The sequence below is a fragment of the Caballeronia sp. genome, from assembly GCF_049581465.1.
In the GTDB taxonomy this organism is placed as follows: Bacteria; Pseudomonadota; Gammaproteobacteria; order Burkholderiales; family Burkholderiaceae; genus Caballeronia.
The window spans coordinates 1-3,482 of record NZ_JBAUSA010000864.1; the positions used below are offsets into that span (position 1 = coordinate 1).

At 61.0% G+C, this 3,482-nt stretch carries 4 protein-coding genes and 1 pseudogene; all 5 read left to right on the plus strand.

Features of this window, described 5'->3' with window-relative positions; genetic code table 11:
• Positions 1-592: pseudogene (locus tag WCA53_RS21180) on the plus strand (hypothetical protein); the annotation flags it as partial.
• Between the two features lie 83 nt (positions 593-675).
• Positions 676-1,335 (plus strand): MAPEG family protein, encoded by a 660-nt coding sequence (locus WCA53_RS21185; RefSeq protein WP_423915252.1) that lies wholly within the window; start codon positions 676-678, stop codon positions 1,333-1,335.
• Complete coding sequence (locus WCA53_RS21190; RefSeq protein WP_423915254.1) at positions 1,307-1,756, plus strand: LysR substrate-binding domain-containing protein; 450 nt, start codon at positions 1,307-1,309, stop codon at positions 1,754-1,756. Before WCA53_RS21185 ends, WCA53_RS21190 begins: the two co-directional genes overlap by 29 nt.
• Positions 1,757-1,904: 148 nt before the next feature.
• On the plus strand, positions 1,905-3,317 hold the full coding sequence (locus WCA53_RS21195; RefSeq protein WP_423915256.1) for an MFS transporter: 1,413 nt from the start codon (positions 1,905-1,907) through the stop codon (positions 3,315-3,317).
• Positions 3,318-3,339: 22 nt separating this feature from the next.
• Positions 3,340-3,482, plus strand: a 143-nt coding sequence (locus WCA53_RS21200) for a CoA transferase (protein ID WP_423915258.1), incomplete at its 3' end; no start/stop codon positions are given.

Below are 3,482 nucleotides of genomic sequence, written 5' to 3' on the forward strand. Positions count from 1 at the left end.
AGTGGAAGATGCGGGCTGGAGCGCGGGCGCGGAACGGGGGAATCTACAGCACGCGACCGCCGAACGGCGCGCGCAGATTGCCGACAATCGCCTTCGGGCTACAGGGCTGCGCGGCATCGCGACGCTAACAGCAAGCGATCTGGACGCAACCGGCCTCCCCCTGACCACGACGCTGCGGGGAACCCTCGATGATGTGGTCTGGCCGACCGGAACGACCGCCTTGCCCGCGCTCACCAGCCTGTCCGGCGGGATCGCCAGTCAGGTTGAGAACATGCTTGCCGAACCCGTGCGCTCCCAACCGTTCATCTGCACGGGCGGCAAGTTCGACGAGGTCGCGCAAGTCACCTTTCCCAGGGCGGTTCGAGTCACCGACGTGCCGCAAGACGCCGACATCACGGACGTGTTTTTCGATTATTCGTCGCGCTATGTCTTCGACCCCGCCACGAACGTGCTTCAGGTCGAGCGTCACCTGGACGCGACCTTTGGCAAGCAAGTGTGTTCGCCCGCGGAATTCGTCGTCATGCAACCGGCGTTGAAACGGATAGAGCGGGACACCAAATCACAAATCATCGTCAAGGCGACGCGGCAATGAGCGGCTCAACTCGCACCGTGATGGGGTTCGGGCCTATGCTCTTCTAAAGCTCAGGCAAGCGGCCTGTCCCCACGGAGGCGACCATGAACCACGCCAAGACCCACAAAAATGGCGCGGCCGGCGATATCGATATTCGCCGGCATCAATCAAGCTTGATCGTGGAGATTGCTATCGCGTTCCCGGTCACTATCGCGGTGTGGCTCGGCATCTACTATTTCCTGCCGCCACTGACCGGAATGGAGAATACGCTGGCGCGACTGGTGGTCGCCCTCAAATGCTGCTGTCTCGCTATCCTCTTCTGCTTCCTCACAGGCATTGAAGCGGTCGCGCATGAACGCCTGCGATGCGCCGCGATCGACCCGTTGTCGGGTTATGAAACGCGTCGGATGAGGATAAATATTCGATACCTCCAACATACGCTCGAACAGTTGGTCCTGTTCGTTCCCGGGCTGTTCGGCCTCGCGTTCTACTGTTCCGACGGACGCTCGATGCGCGCTGTCATCGCTACGACGATCGTTTGGATTGCTACGCGTATCGCTTTTTGGATTGGATACCACTACGGGTCGCAACATCGTGCCATCGGTGCCCCCGGCATGATGCTTAGCATGCTGATGTTGCTCTATGTCTGCGCCAGGATCGGCTTCGAGATCGCAGGACTCGCCGGCGCGATCGCGCCACTGGTTGTGTTTGGATGTGCGGAAGCTTTTCTCGTGCGTGCGACCAAGCCGGCTCGCTCGCCCTGATGTTGAGACTGAGGAGTTCCTTGTCGAAGCGCTTTCGCTCGTGGTGGGCAAGTCGCATCCGCACGCGAGAAAGCGTGGCCCGATGGCGCTGCGGGACTTTGAGCGGGAATCGCTGGTGCTTTTGAACGAAGAGTTTGCGACGCGCCACTATATCGATCGTTATTGCAGGCAACACGGCGTTGCACCGCGCATTGCGATCGAGGTCAACTCGATCAGTGCGGTCGTCGAGATCGTGCGCCGAGGCCGGCTCGCCACCTTACTGCCCGACGCAATCGCGCGCGAGAATAACGCCCTATATGCGGTCAAACTGGAGCCCGCGTTGCCACAACGAACGGCCGCGCTGCTACAGCGCAAGGGCGCTTACCGAAGCGCGGCCGCACGGGCATTTGTCGAGCTCGCGCGGCATACGAGCAAGGCTTAAGACTTGTATGCTGAGGTTGGACGGCTGCACGGGAAAACCCTTATTGCCCGAATCGTTGCAGGACAATAGCCTTCGTCGTTCTGATAATAGAACGACGTTCTGTCAGACAGAACGAATAACAGTGCCTTTAAAGTGACGGAGACAACCCATGGCAAACCCACCCATCACGGGGACACCCGGTATCGACGGCGCTGTGTTCGGCGTCAACGCGCGCATGGACCGGTTACCCGCCACGCGCTCGATCTGGCTGCTCGTCTTCATGCTGTCCATTGGAGGCTGGTTCGAGTTCTACGACCTGTTTTTCACGGCCTATGTTGGCCCTGGGCTGGTTAAGAGCGGCATCTACTCGACGACGACCGAATCGTTCTTCGGTTTTTCGGGACTCGGCGGATTCGTGGCGGCGTCGTTCGCCGGGTTGTTCATCGGCACGTCCTGCCTGGCGGGCATGGCGGACCGCTATGGCCGCAAGGCGGTGTTCACCGTGTCGCTGCTTTGGTACTCGGCCGCGACGCTGATCATGGCGTGCCAGAGCACGGCGCTCGGCATCAACGCGTGGCGCCTGATCGCGGGGATTGGCGTGGGGGTGGAGCTGGTGACGATCGACACCTATGTCAGCGAGCTCGTGCCCAAGCATCTGCGTGGCCGGGCATTCGCGTTCGTCCATATGGTTCAGTACAGCGCCGTCCCCACCGTGGCGCTGCTCGCATGGTGGCTGGTACCGCAAGCGCCGTTTGGTCTCGATGGCTGGCGCTGGGTGGTCATCATCGGCGCACTCGGCGCACTGGTGGTCTGGGTGATTCGCCGCGGCGTCCCGGAAAGTCCCCGCTGGCTTGCCCAACAAGGTCGTGCAGCCGAAGCGGAAGAGGTGCTGGGCAAGATTGAGCGCAAGGTCGCCGCGCAATACCGGGGCGAACTGGCCGCGCCGGTTGCATCGGTCGAACCGGCAACGACGAAGGCGTCGTTTCGCGAGATCTGGCAACCGCCCTATCGGCGACGCGCAATCACCCTGCTGGTCTTCAATTTCTTCCAGGCGATCGGTTTCTACGGCTTTGCATCGTGGGTTCCTACCCTGCTGATCTCCAAGGGCGTAACGATCACGCACAGCCTGATGTATGCGTTCGTCATCGCCATCTCGAACCCGTTCGGACCGCTGCTCGGCATCGCGATCGCTGACCGGATCGAGAGAAAGACGCTGATCGTCTTGTCGGCGCTGGGCATTGTGGTGTTCGGCAGTCTCTTCGCAGTCCAGACTTCCGCCGCCCTGCTGATGTTGCTCGGCGTGGCGATCACCATCTCCGGAACGCTGCTTTCGGTCGGCTACCACGCGTACCAGACGGAGTTGTTCCCCACTCGCGTGCGGGCTCGCGCTGTCGGCTTTGTTTACTCCGTGTCGCGTCTGTCCGCGATGTTCTCGGGCTTCATGATCGCGTCCGCATTGCGTCACTTCGGCGTGACGGGCGTCTTCGCGCTCATCAGCGTGTCGATGATCATGGTGATGGCTTCGATCGGCATCTTCGGGCCACGCACCAACGGCCTTAATCTCGATGAAATCTCACACTAGCTGCTAGCTGAGGAGTCTCAACATGGCATTGCCATTGTCCGGAGTGCGGGTGCTGGATCTGTCCAACGTCCTTGCCGGTCCCTTTTGCGCTTATCAACTCTCGATGCTCGGCGCCGAAGTCATCAAGATCGAAAACCCTGAAGGCGGCGACCTCGCGCGGCGGCT

What these genes read in the sequence shown, in the direction of transcription:
- WCA53_RS21185 (WP_423915252.1), top strand. Translation starts at nt 676, where the DNA reads ATGAACCACGCCAAGACCCACAAAAATGGCGCGGCCGGCGATATCGAT.
- WCA53_RS21195 (WP_423915256.1), top strand. Translation starts at nt 1,905, where the DNA reads ATGGCAAACCCACCCATCACGGGGACACCCGGTATCGACGGCGCTGTG.